Genomic DNA, 19203 nt, shown 5'->3' on the forward strand with positions numbered 1-19203 from the left:
GCATTATTCATGAAGACTTTGGAAAATCCTCGAAAGCCTTGGCAAGAAGTTCATCTAGCGATCTGGCTGAAAAACAGTCTGTTTTTTGAGATGTCCTCACAATCAGGTTTTTGCCAGTTGGTGAATAATGCAGGCTAGGCTGATTACGGGGTTTCATCGGGATTTATGCCTAATTGCCGTAATTGCGCCGCTAAACGTTCCGCCCGTTGACGTTCAATTTCAGCGTTCTGACGTTCGATTTCGGCTAATTCCGCAGGTAGGAGGATTAAATTGCCGTCTAGGTCATAAAAACGCAGCCAAGGGGCTTCTTCTCGTTGGATGCTGCCCATCCAGACTCCTAACCATAATCCTAAACGTTGACACCATAACCAACCGCGCTGGTCGGGAATAATTTCTTGATAGCATTGATTTTGGTCTAAAGCCCAACCTTGCAGGGAAGTGGCATCAAAGGGATTATAAACGAAGTATTGGGAACAGCGAAAAGTTCGCTCATAGAGGTCTTTTTTGATAGTTAAATCGATTTTTGCGGTGCTTTCTGACATTAATTCCACGATCACATCGGGATAACGTCCGTTTTCGTTCCAAACCACCCATCCTTGTCGTTTATAACTACCATCGATATCGAGGACAACGAAAAAATCGGGGCCACGAAAATCTTTATTAAAAACCCGCTCACGACTAAAGTAAATAAACATATTACCGCCAACAAAAAAGTCCTCTCGATCCTGATAGGCTTGTTCGATAGAATCGATTAAGACATTCATGGCCTTGCGGTGACGGTGCGTTTCCAAAGGTTCTCCATCATCAAAAATCAAGTCTTCTGGGGGAATGGGTGGTTCTTCCCAATCGATAACTGGAGGAGTGAGGGGTTGAGTCATCGGGGTTACGTCCAGGATAGAGATGGTTTTATTTTATTTGTAAGACGAGGCGATATTTAGGTTGTCCAGTTCTCAATTTTTCCATAGCTTCATTCACCCGGGAGATGGGATAGGTTTCTGTCACCGGTTCAATGCCATGGCGAGAGGCAAATTCGATCATTTTACTGACGGTACTGGGACTACCCAAAGGACTGCCAGAAATCGATTTTTGACCCATAATCAAGGGAAAAGCGTAGGTAGCCATGGGTTCAAGAACAGCCCCAACAATATGCAGACGACCTTTGGGACGTAAACAGGCGATATAAAGACCCCAATCGAGATTAACGTTAACGGTAGAGATGATGAAATCAAAGTAATTTTGTACCGATTGCAAAGCTTCGGGGTCTCTGGAATTGATAAAATGAGTCGCGCCTAGTTCTTTTGCTTCTGTTTCTTTGTCGGGACTACTGGAAAAAGCGGTTACTTCGCAGCCCCAAGCTTTGAGGAATTTTAAGGCTATATGGCCCAATCCACCAATACCAATGACACCAACTCGGGCTGTGGGTTTAATATTAAATTGGACAATGGGATTAAAAACGGTAATACCACCACAAAAAAGCGGGCCAGCTTTAGCAGCATCTAACTGGTTCCCCAGGGGAACTAACCAACTATGATGAGCGCGGACTCTGTCGGCAAAACCGCCATGGCGACCGACGATAGTTCCTTCGGCAGTGGCACAAAGGTTTTGATCCCCCGACATACAAGTTTCACAGGTGGAACAGGAACGGGAAAACCAACCCAGACCGACTCTTTGCCCTAATTTTAACTCTTTGACTTTAGCACCAAGAGCGGCGATCGTGCCGACCACCTCATGGCCGGGGACAAAGGGATAGGTGGTCAGTCCCCAATCGTTATCGAGCATACTTAGGTCACTGTGGCAGATGCCGCAATATTCCACCGCGATTTCTACATCTTCATCCGCTAATATACCCGGATCGTAGTCAAAAGGCTCTAGTTTTCCCCCTTTTTCTCGGGCAGCATAGGCTCTAATCATGATTAAGTCCTCTAGGATCGGTTTATTGGTTATCTTATCCTAAATTGCTCTGAGTATGGCTTGTCCTCAATCCTGTTTACAAGGTATGGAAAAGTGGGAAGTGGGGAGAAGGAAGCGGATTTGATCTGGTCAGCGATCGCCAAATAGTCACAAGCGTGATTTTTTGGTGCTACAAAGAATAGGCAGCGGAGGCATCAGCAAAATTACTGGTTTTGGGTTACTCTTGATATATGGTCCAACAAACCGATCTGGGCAGGCTTGCGGACTTTACCAATAAGTTTTGTTAGCCTCGGAGGAAAACTACCAGCTTTCATCTGGGGCAAGATTAGACGGGGTAAAAAGCCCTTTTCCAATTTGGGGATAATTTTTGTCAGCGATTGTATCCTATTAACTATCGTTATTATTAGAGCGCCATGGGAAAAGTTATCGGCATCGACTTAGGGACAACCAACAGTTGCATTGCCGTACTCGAGGGGGGTCAGCCGATTATAGTTCCCAACTCGGAAGGGGGAAGGACTACTCCTAGTATCGTGGGATTCGGCAAGGCCCAGCGCCTAGTGGGACAACTGGCCAAACGTCAGGCGGTCACTAATGCCGAAAATACCGTCTATAGCATCAAACGCTTTATTGGTAGGCGTTGGCAAGACACGGAGGCAGAAAGGGGACGAGTTGCCTATCATTGCCAACGCGGTCGCGATGATACCGTCAATATCAAAATTCGTGGTCGGGAATTTACCCCCCAAGAAATCTCGGCCATGATCCTGCAAAAATTAAAGGCCGATGCCGAGGCCTATCTGGGAGAACAGATTAACGAGGCCGTGATTACAGTTCCCGCCTATTTTACCGATGCCCAACGTCAAGCCACTAAAGACGCGGGCATGATCGCAGGACTAGAAGTATTAAGAATTATTAACGAACCCACCGCCGCCGCCCTGGCCTACGGTTTAGATAAACAAAACGAAGATCAACATATCCTCGTTTTTGACCTAGGGGGAGGAACCTTCGACGTTTCCATCCTGCGACTGGGGAAGGGAGTCTTTGAAGTGAAAGCCACGGCCGGCAATAACCATCTTGGGGGGGACGATTTTGATAACCTCTTAGTGCGGTGGCTGGTGGAGAACTTTCAAAGTCAAGAAAACATCGATCTGTCTAGCGATCGCATGGCGATCCAAAGACTGCGAGAAGCCGCCGAAAAAGCCAAAATCGAGCTTTCTAGCATGATTACCACCTCGATCAATCTCCCCTTCATCGCCGCCGACGAAACTGGACTTAAACACCTAGAATTGGAACTAACTCGCTCTAAATTTGAGGAATTAACCAGAGAATTAGTGGAAAAAACCCTCGGACCCGTACAACAATCCCTCAAAGATAGCGGACTGCAGCCTAGCGATATCAATCGTGTTATTCTCGTTGGTGGTTCCACCAGAATCCCCGCTGTGCAAGAATTAATCTCCCGTTTCTTTTCTACTGGCCAGATCGATCGCTCTGTTAACCCCGATGAGGCCGTTGCTTTGGGGGCAGCGATTCAAGCTGGAGTTTTAGGTGGAGAAGTGGAAGATATCCTCCTACTCGATGTCACCCCCCTTTCCCTCGGCATTGAAACCCTCGGCGAAGTCTTTACCAAAATTATCGATCGCAATACCACTATCCCCACCAGTAGATCTCAGGTTTTCTCCACCGCTGCCGATGGTCAAACTTCGGTGGAAATTCATGTTCTGCAAGGGGAAAGAGCTATGGCCCAGGATAATAAAACCCTGGGTAAATTTCTCCTGACAGGAATTCCTCCCGCTCCTAGGGGGGTGCCACAAATTGAAGTGGCCTTTGAGATCGATGTCAACGGCATCTTGAAAGTGGCCGCCAGCGACCAAGGCACCGGCAAAGAACAAAGCATTTTAATTAGCCATACTGGAGGGCTGAAACCGAACGAAATTGAAAAAATGCGTCTAGAAGCCGAAAAATACGCCGAATCCGATCGCCGTCGTCTGCAAATGATCGATATTCGCCACCAATCCGATAGTCTTTTCTATAGCTACGAAGTCACCCTCAGGGAAAACAGTCAGTTAGTCGCCCCCGATATCCGGCAACTGGCCGACCAGAAGCGGCAACAGTTGGAAATCGCTCTGCGCGACCCCTCCCTATCTCCAGAAAAGCTAAAAACCACCTTGGCAGAATTTCGTCAGATTGTCCTCGAAATCGGTACCCGCATCTACACTGGTGGACAAGAGCAAAACCAATCCCTTAACGGTACTGGGTTTGAATCGATCGATGTCACCGAAAAACTGACTCGATCCACCCGCACCCAGGCTACTTCCTCGAATACCTTCACCAACAGGCCAACCCTCTCCCGCACTAGAACCGGAACCTATAGTAATCTGGAAACTAAATCCACCGAATCGGACAGCGATGATGATCCCTACGATGGGGAAGAAATGAGTGCCAGTGACTACGAGGCCGTAGATTAAAAAGTGATCAGTAATCAGTAATCAGTTATCAGTTATCAGCTTTTTTCTCCCCTTCTCCCCACACCCCACACCCCTACACCCCTTCTCCCCACACCCCACACCCCACACCCCACACCCCACACCCCACACCCCACACCCCAACCCCTAACCCCCACCGAAAAAAATAGTAGGGATAACCCAACTAAACTACTATGTATAGTTTGTTAAAGTAACAACTAGACTTAAACTCTATTTATAAATTGCCAGCAGAACCATAGCCCCCTATGCCCACTGATTACTACGAAATTCTAGGTGTCTCGCGAGATGCCGGTAAAGAAGACATCAAACGCGCCTATCGTCGTCTCGCCCGAAAATACCACCCCGATGTTAACAAAGAACCGGGAGCCGAAGAACACTTCAAAGAAATTAACCGCGCCTACGAAATTCTCTCGGAACCAGAAACCCGCAATCGTTATGACCGCTTTGGTGAAGCCGGGGTTTCTGGGGGCGCTGCCGGTTTTGATGCCGACAATATGGGCGGTTTCGCCGATATATTTGAGACAATCTTTAGTGGTTTCGGGGGCGCGGGCGGCCAAGCAACCGCCCGCCGACGCACTGGCCCTACTCGGGGCGAGGATCTACGTCTCGATTTTAGACTAAAATTCCGCGAGGCGGTCTTTGGCGGCGAAAAGGAAATCCGCATCCGTCATCTGGAAACCTGTCAAACCTGTAAAGGCAGTGGGGCCAGACCAGGAACCAGTTCCCGCACTTGTACTACTTGCAGTGGTACTGGTCAGGTGCGTCGGGCCACCCGTACTCCCTTCGGTACTTTTGCTCAGGTTTCGGTCTGTCCCACCTGTGACGGTGCTGGAGAGGTGATCGAGGAAAAATGCGATGTTTGCGGCGGTTCCGGACGCAGACAGGAAACCAAAAAACTGAAAATTACCATTCCTGCGGGGGTTGACAACGGCATGAAATTGCGCGTTGCCCGGGAAGGTGACGCAGGACTTAAAGGCGGGCCGCCGGGGGATTTATTCGTTTATCTAACCGTGGAAACAGATACAGAATTTCAACGGGAAGGCAATGATATTAAATCGAATATCTCGATTAGTTATATCCAAGCGATTTTAGGATGTACCATCAAAGTTAATACTGTAGATGGCCAAGAGGACCTGACTATCCCTGCCGGTACTCAACCGAACACCGTACTGATTTTAGAAAACAAGGGGGTTCCCAAATTAGGCAATCCCGTCAGTCGCGGTGATCATCGTATTACCGTTAAAATCTCGATTCCTGCCCGTGTCACGGGAGAAGAACGGGATTTACTGGAAAAAATAGCGAAAGTTCGCGGGGAAACCGTGGGCAAAGGCGGCATCGAGGGATTTTTAGGTAATATCTTCCATAAATAGGGCAGGCTGAATAAATCTAAAAATCTTGTCGGATAACGGAGGCAGGGGGCGGTCGGCGGTCGGCAGTATTCAGGAGTCAGGAGATAGGAGATTATTTTATTTATTCTCCCCACACCCCACACCCCACACCCCACACCCTGCCCCCAGGAGAAACTTTTTCAGCAAACCCTAAATAACTATGACTTTAGACCTGCGCGGCACTCCCTGCCCGATTAATTTTGTCCGGACAAAATTGCAATTAGAGAAAATGACCGCCGGGGAACGGTTGGAAGTCTGGTTAGATGCCGGGGAACCGATCGAACAGGTTCCCACTAGCCTGACAGTGGAGGGTTATCAGATAGAATCGATCGAGGACCGAGATAGCTTTTTTGTTCTCAAAGTCTATCGCCCCGATTCCTAAATGGTAGATGCACAATTAACCGATTTATACGGCACAGTGGTGGCCGTACAGGCGAATTTCTATCAGGTACGCTTGGATTCTCCCGTTATGGGCGAGAATCTTCTCTGTACCCGTCGCGCTCGCTTGCAAAAAATCGGTCAATCGGTGATGGTTGGCGATCGGGTGCGCGTGGAGGAGGCCAATTTTGATGATCGGCAGGGTGCGATCGCAGAAGTTCTCCCCCGCAGTACCGAGATCGATCGGCCAGCCGTTGCTAATATCGAGCAGATTTTGCTAGTTTTTGCCCTTGCTGAACCTGTCCTCGATCCTTGGCTGATCAGTCGTTTTTTGGTGAAAGCCGAGTCCACAGGCTTAGAAATTGCCGTCTGTGTCAATAAAATCGATCTGGGGAAACCGGAACAAATAGAGGTCTGGGGCGATCGCCTAGCTGGTTGGGGATACCGGCCCTTTTTTGTCAGTGTGGAGAAAAATCGGGGATTTGAGGCTTTATTGGCACAATTAAACCATAAAATCACTCTCTTGGCTGGTCCATCGGGGGTGGGAAAATCGAGTTTAATTAATTGCCTAATTCCTGAGATTAATCAACGGGTGGGGGATGTGTCGGGAAAACTGCAAAAAGGTCGTCACACCACCCGTCATGTGGAGTTATTTGCTTTACCAAATCGGGGTTTATTGGCCGATAGTCCGGGTTTTAACCAACCGGATATTAACTGTTCACCGGAACAATTAACTTTTTATTTTCCGGAAGTGAGAGAGCGTTTAGCTTTGGGAAATTGTCAATTTAATGATTGTACTCATCGTCGGGAACCTAACTGTGTGGTTAGGGGAGATTGGGAACGTTACCAACATTATTTAGAGTTTTTAGAAGAAGCGATCGCACGAGAACAGTCATTGCAGAAAACTAGCACAAAAGAGTCAAGTTTAAAGTTAAAAATTAAAGAAGCAGGTCAAGAAACCTACGAACCCAAATTAGCTAATAAAAAATATCGTCGTCCTTCCCGTCGCGGCAAAAATCAAGATCAGGAACGCTACGAAAATAAAACTCTTCAAGATATTTATAATGATGATTCTGAATAGAATCGGTTAGGTTGCCTTTATCTTCAGGGTTACTTTATAAATACTGTCTAAAGATGAAGGCTTTTCTGGTTTCTGTGTGGAGGGAAGAAGAATAGGGATAATTTTCCAGAAATATAGTCTTCAAAGCCTTGCCTAGCAAGAGTCCTACGAATAATAATCAGTGCTTATCACACAAAGTCGAGAAGAACCCACATTTTGCATTCGCAGAATAATTTACTGTTGATTGATAGTGATCGAGATTGGGAAACCATTATTAAAATGGGATCAGTTTAAACTTTTCCTATTCCCTTTGAGTTGCTTGTCTAACCTGTTCGATATCTAATTCTAAAGCTTGTGCTATCTGTTCAACGTTTAATCCTAATGCCAATAAACGAGGAATAGAGGCTAATTTTGCCGCTAATTCGCCTTCTTGTCGGCCTTCTTGTCGGCCTTCCTCTCTACCTTCCTCTCTACCTTCCTCTAAAGCTTCCTGATACACTTTAGTTTGTTTTAAATCGCTTAAACTAAACATCGCTTCTATCTCCTTTCTACTGACTTGGGGTAACTTATAAACCAAGATTGTCTCTATCAATTCTAAAAGTTCTTGCTGTTGTTTGAGATTAGGGAATTCTTCTCTAATCCGTGGAATTAATTGTTTTCCTTGCTCGATCGCTCTTGCGGTGGGTGCTATAATTAACTGTAACATCGATATTCCCAGGGATTCCACTTCCCTTAATTCCTCGAGATAAAAACGTAAAATCCTGCCTGAGTTGATTAACTCCCCATAACGAGCAGTCTCTACGCTTTCCACTGAACGCCGAGGATAAATAACTACTCCCTGCCAATTGTTGCTTAAGTCCGTTTGGTGGAGATAGAGGAATATCTCACTGAAGAAACGGGAATAAAACCTATTATCTTTCTGAAATTGTACTTCTAGGAAATAGATAGGCTGATTGGGTGTATCAGGCAAAAAAACTCCATCGAGACGAAAGGACAATTGTTTAACTTCCACCGAGGAGAATTGGTAAGAATTGGCGGTTTCGGGGGGAAGGTTCAACAAATCAAAGAAACAAGCGGGAAATCTTTGTAAGAGTTGATAGAAAATACTGTCAGTTTTCACGCAATTAAACTCAAAAAGAGGCCTCCAGTTTAGCAGCAGTTTTTTATTGTGTTCTTCAGGAAGCTTCTGTTTTTGAGCAATTGGGATGACGAAGTAACAGCTTTTTCGGTAACTTGTCCCCAATTAAAAGAAGACTTGAGACATTTTCAGGGTTGCCGATTTTTACTTGATGGCTACCGGCAAAAGATAGCCACCGGCAATTGTATCAATTTGTAAAAGATGGTTGACGTTTGTGCCAATCGGTGGCCTGTTCGTAGGCGTGGGCGACGTGAAATAATTGATCTTCGCGCAGCACATTACCCACTAATTGTAAACCAATTGGCAAACCTTGCCCATCAAAACCGCAGGGAAGACTTAACCCGGGTAAACCGGCTAAATTGACGGGAATAGTCATTAAATCCGATAAATACATACTCAGAGGATCCGCCGTTTTTTCCCCGGCTTTAAAGGCTGTGGTCGGTGAAGTGGGAGAAACTAACACATCTACCGATTGAAAAGCTCGATCGAAATCCTCTTTGATCAAAGTCCTGACTTTTTGTGCTTTCAGGTAATAAGCATCATAATAACCCGCCGAGAGGGTATAGGTTCCCAACATAATCCGGCGCTTAACTTCCGCACCAAAACCCTGAGCGCGAGTCTTGGTGTACATATCAATCAAACTATCGGCATCTTCCCGAATACCGTATTTAACCCCATCGTAGCGGGCTAAATTCGCTGATGCCTCCGAGGGGGCGATAATGTAGTAGGTGGGCAATCCGTAACGGAAACGGGGACAGGAAATCTCTTTAATTGTGGCACCAAGGGCCTTTAACTGCTCTAAAGCTTGATTAACTGCATCGGCAACCACCTGATCCAAACCTTCCCCGAAAGTTTCCTTAATTACGCCAATTTTTAGCCCTTTTAAACTGGTTTTCAGGAATTGGCTATAGTCGGGAATCGGCAGATTGAGACTGGTAGAATCTTGGGGATCGTAACCTGCGATCGCTTGTAATAAAATCGCCGCATCTTCTACGGTACGACCAAAGGGACCGATCTGATCGAGAGAAGAAGCGTAAGCCACCAAACCAAAGCGAGAAACTAAGCCATAGGTCGGTTTTAGCCCAACAACGCCACAAAACGAAGCTGGTTGACGAATTGAGCCACCGGTATCCGATCCTAGGGCCACCACGCATTCTTGAGCGGCCACAGCCGCAGCCGAACCCCCTGAAGATCCCCCCGGCACCCGGGATAAGTCCCAGGGATTAGCGGTAACGTGATAACCAGAGTTTTCCGTGGAACTACCCATGGCAAACTCGTCTAAATTGGTTTTACCGACGATAACTGCCCCTAAATCCCGTAATTTTTGGGTAACGGTGGACTCGTAGGGGGGGACAAAATTCTCTAAAATCCGAGAAGCGCAAGTGGTGGGGATACCCTTGGTGCAGAGATTATCTTTTAATGCGATGGGAATACCTGCCAAGGGATGCAGAGATTCACCTCTGGCGATTTTCTCGTCCACTTTTCGGGCTTGTGCGAGGGCTAAATCTGGGGTTAAATGGAGAAAACTTTTTACTTGTGGTTCGAGCGCTTCAATACGAGCGAGAAATTCTGTGGCGATTTCGACGGCTGTTTTTTCTTTATTAACGAGTTGTTGATGCAGTTGACGAATCGAAGTCATGTTCAGTTACCGGTTACAACCACCGTCAGGAGCAAGCAACAACCCCGGACAGCAAAGACTATTTTAGCGTCAGTTTGGCTGTCGGTCAGCTAATCCCCTAAAATTAAAGGCAGGCCTAGTAGGAAAACTAGAGTTATGACTTTTAATATCCGACAATTAGATAATTTAGACTACACACCTTGATCGAGTTGGCTATCTCTATCAAGGTTATGCCCTTAGTACCATGACTAAGGCAGATGTGCAAATCTTAATGGAGAAGATTTTACCGCTCTCGATCGCTCGTGCCGACTAGACTCTAGTGACCTCTCCAGTTAAACTATAGTAGTCAATAGTTATAAAGTTTTAAACGATCACCTATTGTCAGCCTTTTTAACCGGTCACTTTATTGCCTGCCTATGTTAGACAGTTTCTCCCCCCAAACCTCTAGCCTCGTCCTCGCTTCGGTGGCGGACTATTTCAAAGTCCTGTCGGAAGTCAGTCGCTTACAGATTCTCAGTTGCTTGCAATTAGGCGCGATGAATGGTAAAGAAATCGCTGAAGCTACCGGACTAGGCCAGGCCAATCTCTCCAAACACCTGAAAGCTTTAACCCAAGCGGGAATTATCTCGCGGCAACCCCAAGGAGTCAGCGTTTACTATCAAATTACCGACCCTGTGATCTATGATCTCTGTCAGGTGGTTTGCGATCGCATTAGTCAGCAAATGCGTCAACGGGCCAGAGAATTCGAGAGTCTGCCGGCTTTCCATCTCCCTAAATAGGGTCCGAAAAAGTTTGTTGCTGGGGTTAGCAGTCGTTGGTCAGCAGGGGACGTTGCCGAATTAGGCGATGATTTGATAATTTTGGATTTTGGATTGTTATTATGTCAAGAACAGCTTAATCCTACTTTCCTCTCTTCATTTTGGCGAAAGTCCCAAAAATTTCCCCCACACCCTGCACCCACAAAACAACTGGTTTAGCAGGCTGTAGTGTAAATAATGCCCGAATTTATGCCTGTGGCAGTGTTAAGGAGCCAAATTTAAGTCATTATGAGGGTTGACATTTTTAGATAGTTGAGGTTATAATCGCGGGGGATTCAAAATATAAACAGCAAAACACTGTAGCCACTCTCTTTCGAGTAACGGGTATGTATCATCCTTTGAAGGCCACAAAATGGGATGCTTTTGAAGACCGATATGTACCATTAAGACACAACAAAACTAATGAATTTCAAATCCGCTTTAAGCCTAGCCTCCTGCACCGCCGGAGCACTAGGAATGATCGCCGGTTCCCTAGTAGTCGCCACTGCCCCCGCCCAAGCCCAAGCGGTAACAGCCTGTGCTCCTGGCCAGTTTCTTAGTGGATTCCTTGCCCTCCCTAATGGCTGTATAAATGGCGACAAGATATATGTAGGTAATTCGACCCTAACCACAAATGACGCTGATTTTCGTGACCTGGGGGCCTTGGGCATCGATTTTGTGGCGAATCCAGCGGGAGACGTGCACCGATTTGCCTACAATCGGTTTGGCCCCTTGACATCTGGTGGCGCTCCCTATGTTCTGGCGTACAAAGTCTCAATTGCGCCTGGTAGCGGTGCGACGTTCAAAGATATATCCTTGGGTGCGGACGTGCCTGCGGGAACTGCTGGGATTACAGTGACGAAGGCTATCTCTACTGGCGACTGGTCAGGACCGGGGTCGGTGCTTCTCTCTACACTAACGTCAACCGACGGCTCCACGGCTGGACCGGTTGCTGTCCCCACTGGAATAACGGAGTTGTTCATCCTCGACACCGTCACATACGCGAGTGCTAATGCACAGTTCTCCTCGTTCACTAACACCTTCACACAAACCCCAAAACCACCCGTCCCCGAACCCTCTGCCCTGTTGGGTCTGGGACTGCTGGGACTGGGAGGCTTAATCAGCAAGACTCTACGCCGGGGTTAAACGAAGCAGCTTCAATTAGCTGTTTGTGGGTTGCTTCCGACCGGTTGACACTTCGGGGGATGCCGCTACCTTAGGGGTATTCTGATGCTTTCCCCCAAGTCCGTTTAAAGTCTCCGATTGCCCACCGGCGACCTTGATATTTACCAAGGCGTTGATGTCTTGATTATGGAAAGTCCCACAGAAAAGACATTCCCACTCGCAGATATTTAACGCCTTTTTCCCCCCAACGTTCCCGCCACAAGAACATCGTTGGTTTTTAAAGTCGGTTTTTTTTTGGCTATAATTTTCTGTTGACATTTTGCGTCAATTATGATAGTGAAAAAATTTCCATGCTCCTAGAAGAACTTTGTCAACGGTATCGGGAGGGAGAAAGAGATTTTCAGGGGATTAACTTGCGGGAAGGCGACTTAACTAATATGGTCTTCCCAGGAGTCAATTTTTGCCGTGCTGATCTGCGACAGGCCCGGTTAGGAAAAATACGCCTTGCGCGATCGCTGCTGAGAGAAGCGGATTTAAGTGAGGCGATTCTTTGGGGAGCAGATTTAAGTCAAGTGGACTTTTATCGAGCTTGTTTACGCGATGCGGACTTAAGCGGGGCTAATCTGATCGAAGCCAATTTAGAAGCCGCTTATTTAACCAAAGCCGTCTTAAACGGTGTTAATCTCAACAGTGCTAATCTCCAGCAGGCCCTATTAATCGATACGGATTTTCGCTCCACTTCCGACCAACGCACGGACTTAGGCAAAACGAACTTTTGCGGAGCCGATCTCAACTATGCCAATCTGAGCGGTTCCCTGTTATATCGAGCTAATTTCGCCCATTGCCGACTTTGCCGGGTTAATTTTCGTGCCAGTCCCGAAAGAGACGGATTTATTACCGATCTCACCGGGGCTAGTTTCCGGGGTGCGGATCTCAGTTATGCTGATTTGCGCGGGGCAATTTTAGAAGATGTGGACTTAACCGGTGCTGATTTAACTGGGACTTTGTTTTAATCTGGGAAGCTTTTTCAGTAAACAGTGATCAGTAAACAGTAATCAGTAAACAGTAATCAGTGAAAAGATGTCATTTCACTTAAAACTCAAATCTGATCACAAGGGCCGAATCTCAGACCTAATTGGTTAAGCTAAAAGCTTTGATGTGCTTAGTTTCTAACCTTCTTTTTAGGTAGGAGAATTGTCAGATTCTGTCTTTTGCCTCTTGCCTGTTGCCTCTTGCCTTCAGAAGCTGATAACTGCTCACTGATCACTGATAACTGCTCACTGATAACTGATAATTGAAAGTCGATTTATTTAAAACCGACGGATGCTTGCCAAACAAAGGCCAGCAAGAGGAAAAATAGGGGAATCAGGGGCAAGACATCGACTAAGGGGTCGAAAATTTGGTATGCTTCTGGCAATTTGGCGAACAAAAGTGCAGTTTCCATCTCTCTATCTACCTTGACAAGAAAATTTTTAAACGTTTCCTGAAATTTTATCACGTTGGGGTAACATCTACGGCATCCTCAAGCCAAGGGGCAAAATCTTGGGCAAAAGTCCCCCCGAGGATAGATTGACGAATTTCACGGGTAAATCTGATTAATTCGGCGATATTGTGCAGAGATAAGAGAATATAACCCAACATTTCCCCCGATTTAATTAAATGATTCAGATAGGCACGGCTAAAGTGTTGACAGGTGTAACAGGGACAAGTCTCGTCTAAAGGGGCGAAATCCTCCTTAAAACGGGCATTTTTTAGGTTCCAACGCTCTCCCCGCACTAAAGCCGTGCCATGGCGACCAAAACGGGTGGGAATGACGCAATCAAACAGATCTATGCCACTAGCGATCGCCTTGGCCATTTCTCGATAGGTTCCCACTCCCATCAGGTAACGGGGTTTATTTTCGGGGAGTAAAGGGGCAGTTATCTGGACAATGCGATGAATTAGGCTCGTTTCTTCCCCCACACTCACGCCACCGATGGCATAACCGGGTAAATCGAGTTTTACTAAAGATTGCGCCGCCGTTGTCCGTAAATCCTCATAAATCCCCCCTTGGACTATAGCGAATAAAGCCTGTTCTTGGGGTCGTTGATGGGCCCCCAGACAGCGCTCTAACCAGCGATAGGTGCGTTCAATGGATGCTTTCATGGTCTCATAACTGACTCCCGTGGGGGGACATTCATCGAAGGCCATAATCACATCAGCACCGAGGGCATTTTGAATCTGAATCGATTTTTCTGGCGTGATTTCGATTATTCTACCGTCCCGAGGCGATCGAAAGGTGACTCCCGACTCTTTAATTTGCCGCAGTTGACTGAGGCTAAATACCTGAAATCCACCCGAATCTGTTAATATTGGCTGATTCCACGCCATAAACTCGTGTAAACCTCCCGCTCTCTCGATAATACTTTCTCCGGGCTGCAGATGCAGGTGATAGGTATTAGCGAGAATCATTTGCGCCCCCGTGCTGGCGATTTGAGCGGGGGTCAAACCTTTCACCGTGGCCAAAGTTCCCACGGGCATAAAACGGGGTGTTTCTACCGGTCCGTGGGGAGTATGCCAAACCCCAACCCGCGCACCAGTTTGGGGACACTGGGCGATTAATTCAAAGGAAAATCCCACTGTTTCAGTTATCAGTTATCAGTTATCAGTTATCAGTAACCAGTTATCAGTTATCAGTAACCAGTTATCAGTTATCAGTTATCAGTATTTTTGCTTGCTGCCTAAAAGGGGCAATCGTTGTCGTCTTCGTCTTCAAACTGCACATCCCACTTGGCAGAAAGTACCTGAGTAACCATGGCTTCGAGGGTATCAGCATTGAGACGGGCTTTCATATCGGGGTCTTGCAGTGGATTACTCAGGGGAATTAGCCGTAATTGCCGATTGTCTTGAATCAGATCAAAATAGGTCTCACCCTCAGGAGAGCGGGTTAAACGGAGATAATCGAAGCTATAGGTATTCAGATAAAGACTGCAGTTAGCAACTAGGGTGCTTTGCTGATAATCGGCGAAAACTTCCACTATCCATCCCTCCCCTTCACTCTGAATCACCCCTTCGAGACTATGGATATAGCGAACTCGTCCGATATCATCGAGGAGACGACGCATATCTTCTTTAGCGATGACCACGCCAGAGTCAATAATACAGGGGGCGGGCAGGGGCTGTGAGGGCGGATGATAGTTCATAGGGATTGCCAGTAAAAAAATTTCCGTTAATAACCCACCGGGTGTTTCTACCGATTCCTGTTGCAATTTTTTTCGGGTTACGTCTCGATCTTAACCCAATCCGCTAGAACTTTTCACTGTTACTTAGGATTAATAACGATGATCGATGATTAATTTCTGTTTACTAAATATTTACAAAAATTTGGGTAGACAGGGCCTACCCGATCATGATTATTTACTGGGGAGGGTTGGAAGCGGAAGGACTGCGATCGATGACTTGATCGATTAAACCATAGTCCAGGGCCTCTTCGGCGGACATAAAGAAATCCCTTTCCGTATCCTCGGCGATGAGGTCGAGAGGTTTACCCGTATGACTAGCTAGGTGTTCATTGAGTAATTGTTTGAGATAGAGAATTTCTTTGGCCTGAATTTCGATATCGGTGGCCTGACCTTGGGCGCCGCCGAGGGGTTGGTGAATCATGATCCGCGAGTTGGGTAGGCTCATTCTTTTGCCCGGTTTGCCGGCACTGAGGAGAAAAGCCCCCATACTGGCGGCTAAACCAATACAAATGGTGCTGACATCGGGACGGATTTGATTCATGGTGTCAAAAATCCCTAATCCGGCCGAAACGGAACCCCCAGGGGAGTTGATATACAGGTAAATATCTTTTTCGGGGTCTTCTGCTTCTAGAAAGAGTAATTGGGCGACGATTAGATTAGCTAGGTCGCTGGTTACTTCTTGTCCCAAAAAGACGATTCTTTCCCGGAGTAGTCGGGAATAGATATCGAAGGCGCGTTCGCCCCGGCCTGTGGTTTCAATAACGGTAGGAATCATTGCGCTTTCTTGTCTTGCTGCTGCGGTTGCTGTTCTGATTGTAACTTAGGGAATGGGGGATAGGGATTAGGGGAAGTGGGGAAGTGGGGAAGTGGGGAATTTCAACTAAAACCCCAACACCCTAACACCCCTAAAACCCCAACACCCTAACACCTAACGGCTAAAAATAATCTTCTCGATGGCATCTAGGGCGGTTTCTAGGTCATCGTTGACGATTTGATAGGGGAATTCCTCGCTGGCGGCCAATTCTTCTTGGGCGCGCTCTAGGCGACGGGCGATCGCTGTTTCGGCATCTTTGCCCCGGTCGCGCAAACGACGTTCTAATTCCTCGAAACTGGGGGGTAGGATAAAGATTCTCCTCGCTTCGGGGAAGCTTTTACAGACCTGTCTGGCTCCCTCTAATTCGATTTCTAGAATTACGGTCTGGCCTGTTGCTAATTGAGCGGCGATCGCTGATTGGGGTGTTCCATAGTAGTTGCCCGCGTATTCGGCCGATTCTAGAAATTCTCCAGCTGCCATTTTCTCCTCAAAACTGGGACGGTCGAGAAAGTAGTAATCTTCCCCCTCAATTTCACCCGGTCGAGGTGGGCGCGTAGTAGCGGATACGGACAGGTAGAGGTTAGGGAAACGAGTTAGTAAATGCCGGACTAGCGTACCCTTGCCCACACCGCTAGGGCCGGTAATGACAATTAATTGACCGGGTTGCATGGGGTTAATAACTTAGTTGCTACTATTAACAGGCGCTTCCTTGTTGACCACGAAACGGTGAGCCACGGTTTCTGGTTGAATGGCCGACAGCACTACATGACTAGAATCGGTGATGATCACCGCACGAGTCCGTCTTCCATAGGTAGCATCGATTAAACAGCCTTTATCCCGAGCATCACTGATGATGCGTTTGATAGGAGCCGATTCTGGGCTAACGATGGCGATAACCCGATTAGCGGAAACAATATTACCGAAGCCGATGTTGATCAGTTGTATATCCATAAGTTAACAAAGGTGTAGTCCTTTGTACAAAAGAGTGTGGAGGTATGATTACAATGTTATCGAGAAAGATTTAGCCTTACAAGGCTAAAAATAACATTCTTAATCACATTTTAGTATTTTTTCAGGTTTTTTGCGATTTTAATTAAATTTGTTTACACGAGTCTCTATCTTAGGGAGTAAATAGTCCAAAAGTCGGGAAAATTAGGGAATTTTGGGGGTTTGGGGTGATGGGGAAGTTGGGTGTAGGGTGTAGGGTGTGGGGTGTGGGGTGTGGGGAGATGGGGTTTAGGGTGATGGGGTGATGGGGTGATGGGGTGATGGGGTGATGGGGTTTAGGGTGATGGGGTGATGGGGTGATGGGGTGATGGGGTGATGGGAGAACAAATAAAAATAATCTCCTGACTCCTGACGACCGGCTACTGACTCCTGATCACTGATCACTGTCAAGAATGTCCCCAGCAATGGCATGATAATTATGGTAACTAATAAGTATTCTCTATCCTTGGTGGGTGCGTCAGACTATGGGTTTTGCTGATCTATCGATCGCTGATATTGCGGCAGAGTACGATCTGGCCGATGAATCTGTGTTGTCACTTTGCGACCAATTAGGCATCTCCTATAAAGATCGGCAGACTAATCTCGCCCTAGAAGATGCTAAAGCAATTATCTCACTGATTTTATCCCAACGCTCAGGAGTAACCGCCTCGAAAACGGAAACGTCCCCTTGACTTTATTCCCCACTGCGATCTTCTCGGTGTCCGTGATCACTTAGAATCGATCGACACCCTCCCAGAGGAGAAAATTTTTTAGTCACCTTAAAATTCCCTTTCTTGGAACAATTGCGAGTAGGAGAACAATGATCAAACGTTTGATTGTGGCAGCGATCGCTGTAGTCTTTTTTGTATTACAATTCAATCTTAACGGCGCTAGTGCCTTAGAACTCAATGAAAAAACCCTCACCATCACCCTCAATGATGCGGGGGAATCGGTGACTTTGACTTCTGAACAAGCGACGGAAGGACAGAAACTTTTTGTCGCCAATTGTACTAAGTGTCACCTGCAAGGTAAAACCAAAACTAATAATAACGTCAGTTTGGGTCTGGGTGATCTGGCAAAAGCGGAACCTCCCAGAGATAATCTGTTAGCATTGATTGATTATCTAGAACATCCCACCAGTTACGATGGTGAAGATGATCTCAGCGAATTTCATCCCAATGTTAGCCGTCCCGATATCTTCCCAGAATTACGCAATCTGACCGAAGATGATGTGTATAACGTCGCCGCTTATATGTTGGTTGCTCCCCGTCTAGACGAGCGTTGGGGTGGGACAATTTACTTCTAAATTGCCCTCCATATATCCCTCTATCCCTCTAGATTTCTAGGGGGATTTTTGATTAGACAGCAAATAGTTGTAAAAATTCTTTGAGTTCATTTAATACCTCATGCTCAAAGTTGCAAATGTCTTTTTTGGTTAAAGCATGGGATAAATTACAATATTTCTTAGGATCTCTTTTTTCATTCTGTGATGGTGTATCTTCCCTGATATAGTTTTGAATCCACAATTTATCAATTTTTTTACGATTTATATCAGGGTAAGAGCATCTCAATTAGGCTTGACAAAAGGCTTTCAGCACAGCCATCATATAGTTATTATCCATGGCCGCCCGTTTACTTTTTTGTGCCAGACTACGTCGGTAAGTGGATTCCTGGTTAAGAGCGTTAAGTGCTACTCGTCTCAAGAATGCTCCCATTACGAGGGCTGTGACCGGAGCGAATCCGACATTTAAGTAGGTAGGCGTTAAAAGTTGTCAGATCCCCCCGCCTATCGGCACCCCCCTTATCAAGGGGGGCAGGGGGGATCGAACCTAAAATCCATTTTTAATTTAATTATAACCAGCTACTTATCTTCATTAAAAGTAACATCTAAAATCCAATGAGCCTGATTTTCAATGCCCCAATGTTTACGAATAGCATTACCTATTTTTTGAGCATCAGGAGGGAGAGAACTGAGATAAAATTGGACTTCACAAGTGGTTTTATTCCAAAGATGACGAACTCGTTTAACCATGATAATACTTTGAAGTCCTCGCCATTGAGCTTGTTGATAAAGACCGCCGAAAACTTCTAAGGGTACAGCCCAACACCAACGTTTTTCAAGGCGATGATGACCTTTTTCCAGACGGTAATCATAACTAAATTGAATACCATCAAATTGATGTGCTTGAGCTTGCTCAAACCAGTTTTTGACCTGAGTATAAAGAGTCGGATGATTAGCTTTAAGGGCGACAACGTAGTCAGCTTTTTTGGCTTGAATATGATTAA

General features: G+C 46.4%; 19 protein-coding genes and 3 pseudogenes. 10 read left to right on the plus strand and 12 right to left on the minus strand.

Annotation, left to right across the window (positions count from 1 at the left end; genetic code table 11):
- Positions 1-143: 143 nt before the first annotated feature.
- Together IM496_RS06340 and ahr are read right to left on the minus strand one after the other, a co-directional pair.
- A complete protein-coding gene (locus tag IM496_RS06340) occupies positions 144-878 on the minus strand; it encodes a Uma2 family endonuclease (RefSeq protein ID WP_194018091.1) in 735 nt (244 codons plus the stop codon).
- Positions 879-906: 28 nt separating this feature from the next.
- A complete protein-coding gene (ahr, locus tag IM496_RS06345; RefSeq protein WP_194018093.1) occupies positions 907-1911 on the minus strand; it encodes an NADPH-dependent aldehyde reductase Ahr in 1005 nt (334 codons plus the stop codon).
- A 413-nt stretch (positions 1912-2324) separates the two neighbouring features.
- On the opposite strand from ahr, the gene dnaK reads away from it, so the two are divergent.
- The 4 genes from dnaK to rsgA all read left to right on the plus strand — a co-directional run bounded on the left by dnaK (position 2325) and on the right by rsgA (position 7238).
- Entirely contained in the window at positions 2325-4373 is a 2049-nt protein-coding gene (dnaK, locus tag IM496_RS06350) for a molecular chaperone DnaK (RefSeq protein ID WP_287661570.1), read from the plus strand.
- A gap of 263 nt (positions 4374-4636) precedes the next feature.
- Complete coding sequence (gene dnaJ / locus IM496_RS06355; protein WP_104397712.1) at positions 4637-5761, plus strand: molecular chaperone DnaJ; 1125 nt, start codon at positions 4637-4639, stop codon at positions 5759-5761.
- A gap of 178 nt (positions 5762-5939) precedes the next feature.
- Positions 5940-6161 (plus strand): sulfurtransferase TusA family protein, encoded by a 222-nt coding sequence (locus IM496_RS06360; protein WP_002738399.1) that lies wholly within the window; start codon positions 5940-5942, stop codon positions 6159-6161.
- Complete coding sequence (gene rsgA / locus IM496_RS06365) at positions 6162-7238, plus strand: small ribosomal subunit biogenesis GTPase RsgA (RefSeq protein ID WP_194017696.1); 1077 nt, start codon at positions 6162-6164, stop codon at positions 7236-7238. It abuts the gene before it with no gap.
- 280 nt (positions 7239-7518) lie between these two features.
- Here rsgA and IM496_RS06370 read toward each other — a convergent pair whose 3' ends face one another.
- On the minus strand, positions 7519-8337 hold the full coding sequence (locus IM496_RS06370; RefSeq protein WP_287661571.1) for an Rpn family recombination-promoting nuclease/putative transposase: 819 nt from the start codon (positions 8335-8337) through the stop codon (positions 7519-7521).
- A 205-nt stretch (positions 8338-8542) separates the two neighbouring features.
- Positions 8543-9994 (minus strand): Asp-tRNA(Asn)/Glu-tRNA(Gln) amidotransferase subunit GatA, encoded by a 1452-nt coding sequence (gatA, locus tag IM496_RS06375; RefSeq protein WP_287661572.1) that lies wholly within the window; start codon positions 9992-9994, stop codon positions 8543-8545.
- Positions 9995-10129: 135 nt separating this feature from the next.
- Here gatA and IM496_RS22635 point away from each other — a divergent pair.
- From IM496_RS22635 to hetL, 4 genes and pseudogenes are all read left to right on the plus strand, one after another.
- Positions 10130-10283: pseudogene (locus IM496_RS22635) on the plus strand (DUF6398 domain-containing protein); the annotation flags it as partial.
- A 106-nt stretch (positions 10284-10389) separates the two neighbouring features.
- A complete protein-coding gene (locus IM496_RS06380) occupies positions 10390-10752 on the plus strand; it encodes an ArsR/SmtB family transcription factor (protein WP_002784230.1) in 363 nt (120 codons plus the stop codon).
- 495 nt (positions 10753-11247) lie between these two features.
- Positions 11248-11916 carry a PEP-CTERM sorting domain-containing protein gene (locus IM496_RS22320; protein WP_353737628.1) on the plus strand — a complete coding sequence of 223 codons (669 nt, stop codon included), beginning with the start codon at positions 11248-11250 and terminating at the stop codon, positions 11914-11916.
- Positions 11917-12245: 329 nt separating this feature from the next.
- Complete coding sequence (gene hetL, locus IM496_RS06390) at positions 12246-12908, plus strand: heterocyst differentiation pentapeptide repeat protein HetL (RefSeq protein ID WP_104395493.1); 663 nt, start codon at positions 12246-12248, stop codon at positions 12906-12908.
- A gap of 293 nt (positions 12909-13201) precedes the next feature.
- Here the strand turns inward: hetL and IM496_RS06395 are convergent, their stop codons facing one another.
- From IM496_RS06395 to remA, 6 genes are all read right to left on the minus strand, one after another.
- The gene (locus IM496_RS06395; RefSeq protein WP_002739211.1) at positions 13202-13339 is read right to left on the minus strand and encodes a photosystem II reaction center protein K; all 138 of its coding nucleotides are present in this window, start codon (positions 13337-13339) and stop codon (positions 13202-13204) included.
- Between the two features lie 50 nt (positions 13340-13389).
- Positions 13390-14514 carry a tRNA guanosine(34) transglycosylase Tgt gene (tgt, locus tag IM496_RS06400; RefSeq protein WP_194017948.1) on the minus strand — a complete coding sequence of 375 codons (1125 nt, stop codon included), beginning with the start codon at positions 14512-14514 and terminating at the stop codon, positions 13390-13392.
- 101 nt (positions 14515-14615) lie between these two features.
- The gene (locus tag IM496_RS06405) at positions 14616-15077 is read right to left on the minus strand and encodes a hypothetical protein (protein WP_194017946.1); all 462 of its coding nucleotides are present in this window, start codon (positions 15075-15077) and stop codon (positions 14616-14618) included.
- 214 nt (positions 15078-15291) lie between these two features.
- Entirely contained in the window at positions 15292-15930 is a 639-nt protein-coding gene (gene clpP / locus IM496_RS06410; RefSeq protein ID WP_287661573.1) for an ATP-dependent Clp endopeptidase proteolytic subunit ClpP, read from the minus strand.
- Positions 15931-16044: 114 nt separating this feature from the next.
- Positions 16045-16599, minus strand: a complete 555-nt coding sequence (gmk, locus tag IM496_RS06415; RefSeq protein ID WP_194017944.1) for a guanylate kinase — start codon at positions 16597-16599, stop codon at positions 16045-16047.
- Positions 16600-16611: 12 nt separating this feature from the next.
- Positions 16612-16881 carry an extracellular matrix/biofilm regulator RemA gene (gene remA / locus IM496_RS06420; protein WP_002737924.1) on the minus strand — a complete coding sequence of 90 codons (270 nt, stop codon included), beginning with the start codon at positions 16879-16881 and terminating at the stop codon, positions 16612-16614.
- A 521-nt stretch (positions 16882-17402) separates the two neighbouring features.
- On the opposite strand from remA, the gene IM496_RS06425 reads away from it, so the two are divergent.
- Both IM496_RS06425 and psbV read left to right on the plus strand, forming a co-directional pair.
- Positions 17403-17609, plus strand: coding sequence for a hypothetical protein (locus IM496_RS06425; protein ID WP_002735525.1), 207 nt, complete (start codon positions 17403-17405; stop codon positions 17607-17609).
- 128 nt (positions 17610-17737) lie between these two features.
- A complete protein-coding gene (gene psbV, locus IM496_RS06430; RefSeq protein WP_002785283.1) occupies positions 17738-18223 on the plus strand; it encodes a photosystem II cytochrome c-550 in 486 nt (161 codons plus the stop codon).
- A gap of 52 nt (positions 18224-18275) precedes the next feature.
- On the opposite strand, the pseudogene IM496_RS22640 reads toward psbV, so the two are convergent.
- Together IM496_RS22640 and IM496_RS22645 are read right to left on the minus strand one after the other, a co-directional pair.
- Positions 18276-18470, minus strand: a pseudogene (locus IM496_RS22640) (DUF3226 domain-containing protein); the annotation flags it as partial.
- Positions 18471-18488: 18 nt separating this feature from the next.
- Positions 18489-19203: pseudogene (locus tag IM496_RS22645) on the minus strand (ISAs1 family transposase); the annotation flags it as partial.

Origin of the sequence: Microcystis sp. M049S2 (assembly GCF_020245625.1) — a bacterium.
In the GTDB taxonomy this organism is placed as follows: domain Bacteria; phylum Cyanobacteriota; class Cyanobacteriia; order Cyanobacteriales; family Microcystaceae; genus Microcystis; species Microcystis ichthyoblabe_A.

Coding starts and splice junctions, on each gene's coding strand:
- IM496_RS06340 (WP_194018091.1), bottom strand. CDS start 878: ATGACTCAACCCCTCACTCCTCCAGTTATCGATTGGGAAGAACCACCC.
- ahr (WP_194018093.1), bottom strand. CDS start 1,911: ATGATTAGAGCCTATGCTGCCCGAGAAAAAGGGGGAAAACTAGAGCCT.
- dnaK (WP_287661570.1), top strand. CDS start 2,325: ATGGGAAAAGTTATCGGCATCGACTTAGGGACAACCAACAGTTGCATT.
- dnaJ (WP_104397712.1), top strand. CDS start 4,637: ATGCCCACTGATTACTACGAAATTCTAGGTGTCTCGCGAGATGCCGGT.
- IM496_RS06360 (WP_002738399.1), top strand. CDS start 5,940: ATGACTTTAGACCTGCGCGGCACTCCCTGCCCGATTAATTTTGTCCGG.
- rsgA (WP_194017696.1), top strand. CDS start 6,162: ATGGTAGATGCACAATTAACCGATTTATACGGCACAGTGGTGGCCGTA.
- gatA (WP_287661572.1), bottom strand. CDS start 9,994: ATGACTTCGATTCGTCAACTGCATCAACAACTCGTTAATAAAGAAAAA.
- IM496_RS06380 (WP_002784230.1), top strand. CDS start 10,390: ATGTTAGACAGTTTCTCCCCCCAAACCTCTAGCCTCGTCCTCGCTTCG.
- IM496_RS22320 (WP_353737628.1), top strand. CDS start 11,248: ATGATCGCCGGTTCCCTAGTAGTCGCCACTGCCCCCGCCCAAGCCCAA.
- hetL (WP_104395493.1), top strand. CDS start 12,246: ATGCTCCTAGAAGAACTTTGTCAACGGTATCGGGAGGGAGAAAGAGAT.
- IM496_RS06395 (WP_002739211.1), bottom strand. CDS start 13,339: ATGGAAACTGCACTTTTGTTCGCCAAATTGCCAGAAGCATACCAAATT.
- IM496_RS06405 (WP_194017946.1), bottom strand. CDS start 15,077: ATGAACTATCATCCGCCCTCACAGCCCCTGCCCGCCCCCTGTATTATT.
- gmk (WP_194017944.1), bottom strand. CDS start 16,599: ATGCAACCCGGTCAATTAATTGTCATTACCGGCCCTAGCGGTGTGGGC.
- remA (WP_002737924.1), bottom strand. CDS start 16,881: ATGGATATACAACTGATCAACATCGGCTTCGGTAATATTGTTTCCGCT.
- IM496_RS06425 (WP_002735525.1), top strand. CDS start 17,403: ATGGGTTTTGCTGATCTATCGATCGCTGATATTGCGGCAGAGTACGAT.
- psbV (WP_002785283.1), top strand. CDS start 17,738: ATGATCAAACGTTTGATTGTGGCAGCGATCGCTGTAGTCTTTTTTGTA.